The organism is Paenisporosarcina sp. P4_E4_2 (genome assembly GCF_056401595.1).
This window is the reverse complement of sequence record NZ_JBFUJC010000437.1, coordinates 1-2218: the sequence shown is the minus strand read 5'-3', so window position 1 is coordinate 2218 and position 2218 is coordinate 1. Positions and strand designations below refer to the sequence as shown.

At 41.6% G+C, this 2218-nt stretch carries 3 protein-coding genes; all 3 read left to right on the top strand.

Annotation, left to right across the window (positions count from 1 at the left end; translation table 11 throughout):
* Nucleotides 1–383: dipicolinate synthase subunit B (locus AC1DSB_RS18340; protein ID WP_477587311.1), on the top strand; the 383-nt coding region annotated here is incomplete at its 5' end.
* Nucleotides 384–461: 78 nt separating this feature from the next.
* Nucleotides 462–1502, top strand: a complete 1041-nt coding sequence (locus AC1DSB_RS18335) for an aspartate-semialdehyde dehydrogenase (RefSeq protein WP_477587310.1) — start codon at nt 462–464, stop codon at nt 1500–1502.
* A gap of 14 nt (nt 1503–1516) precedes the next feature.
* Nucleotides 1517–2218: 4-hydroxy-tetrahydrodipicolinate synthase (gene dapA, locus AC1DSB_RS18330; RefSeq protein ID WP_477587309.1), on the top strand; the 702-nt coding region annotated here is incomplete at its 3' end.

Here is a 2218-nt window from a genome sequence, read left to right as displayed (position 1 = left end):
CTATTGCCGATGCGGAACCACTCGGACCAAAAGCGCCACTTGATTGCATGGTCATTGCACCAATAACGGGCAATTCAATCAGTCGCTTAGCTAATGYAATAACGGATTCACCTGTTTTGATGGCTGCCAAAGCAACCATGCGAATCGGTCGACCTGTCGTCCTTGGCATTTCAACTAATGATGCACTTGGATTAAATGGCGTAAACGTCATGAGATTAATAAATGCCAAACACATTTACTTCATTCCATTCGGTCAGGATGATCCATATAAAAAACCAAACTCCCTCATCTCCGATTTCAATCAGATTCTACCAACGATTGTCAAAGCTCTAGAACATCAACAACTTCAACCCTTACTAATCCAACACGGGCAATCGGATTAATTTTCATGCACAATCACGCAAGTTTATGATACAATACCGTCATTATGACCAATTAGTTGGCTAGAGGGAGTGAGTGTCATGGCTAAAAGCTACACAGTAGCTGTTGTCGGTGCAACCGGTGCAGTTGGAGAGAAAATGATGGAACAACTCGTAAAACGAAATTTTCCGATTCAACATATAAAGTTCCTGGCTTCAAAACGTTCAGCCGGAAAAAACATTGAATTCAAAGGGAAATCTTATACGATTGAAGAAGCGACACCTGAGGCATTCGAGGGTGTTGATATTGCATTATTCAGCGCAGGAGGCTCAGTTTCGAAAGTCCTTGCGCCAGAAGCGGCTAAACGTGGGGCAGTCGTTATCGACAACACAAGTGCATTCCGAATGGATAAAGATATTCCACTCGTCGTGCCTGAAGTGAATCGTCAAGATCTTAAATTGCACAATGGCATCATAGCCAACCCAAACTGTTCGACGATTCAAATGGTTTGTGCATTGCAACCAATTAAAGAAGCGTTTGGTTTGAATAATGTGATCGTCTCCACGTATCAAGCTGTTTCAGGTGCTGGAGCTGTTGCAATTAATGAGCTCGAAGCCCAAAGTGCTACATTTGGGGAAACTAAAAATGCAGTGGCTCAAGTATTGCCAGTTAAAAGTGCTGAGACACATTATCCAATCGCGTTCAATGCTATTCCTCAAATTGATACATTTGATGATAATGGCTTTACGCTGGAAGAAATGAAAATGATTAATGAAACGAAGAAAATCATGCATGCTCCGGATTTATCGGTTGCAGCTACATGTGTACGTTTGCCAGTTGTATCTGGCCACTCTGAGTCTGTTTTTATTGAAGTCGATAAAGAGGGCGTAAGCGTTGCTGAAATAAGGTCCATTTTAGAAGCGGCAAAGGGAATTGAAGTACTTGATAATCCTGCGAAACAACATTATCCTATGCCTWTATTTGCAGAAGGTCAAGATGCAGTTTTCGTTGGTCGCATACGAAAAGATCTGTCAAATGACAAAGGGTTCCACATGTGGATTGTTGCAGATAATTTATTAAAAGGTGCAGCATTGAACTCAATCCAAATAGCTGAAGCAATGATTGAAGACGGAATTATTTAAAAGGGGAGATTCTAATGAATATCGGTCGCGTATCTACTGCGATGGTCACACCATTCTTACCAGATGGCTCCATACATTTTGAAATGGTCGCAAAACTTATCGAACATTTAATCGCAACTGGCACAGACTCGATTGTGGTCTGTGGAACAACGGGAGAATCTCCTACATTAACGAATCAAGAAAAAGCAGACTTAATCCGTTTTACTGTAGAATCAGTTAACAAACGAATCCCAGTCTATGCAGGTACTGGTAGCAATAGCACGAGAGCATCAATCGAACTGACCAAAATAGCTGAAGAAGCTGGAGTGGATGGCATTATGCTCGTTACTCCGTATTACAATAAGCCGGATCAACGAGGGATGTATGAGCATTTTAAAACGATCGCGAATGAAACGAAATTGCCTGTTCTTCTTTATAATATACCGGGTCGTTCAGTAGTTAATATGTTGCCAGAGACGGTTCTGGCATTAAGTAAGATTTCAAACATCCAAGCAATCAAAGAGGCTGGCGGGAATTTGGAGCAAATGTCTGATATTATTTCAGAATGCCAGGCAGATTTCGCAGTTTATAGTGGGGATGATGGATTAACATTGCCATTGCTTTCAATCGGAGGTGCAGGTGTAGTGTCTGTAGCTTCTCATATTGTAGGCGAAGATATGCAAAAGTTAATTCGTGCTTTTGAAGAAGGTAGACACACTGATGCAGCGGAAATACAC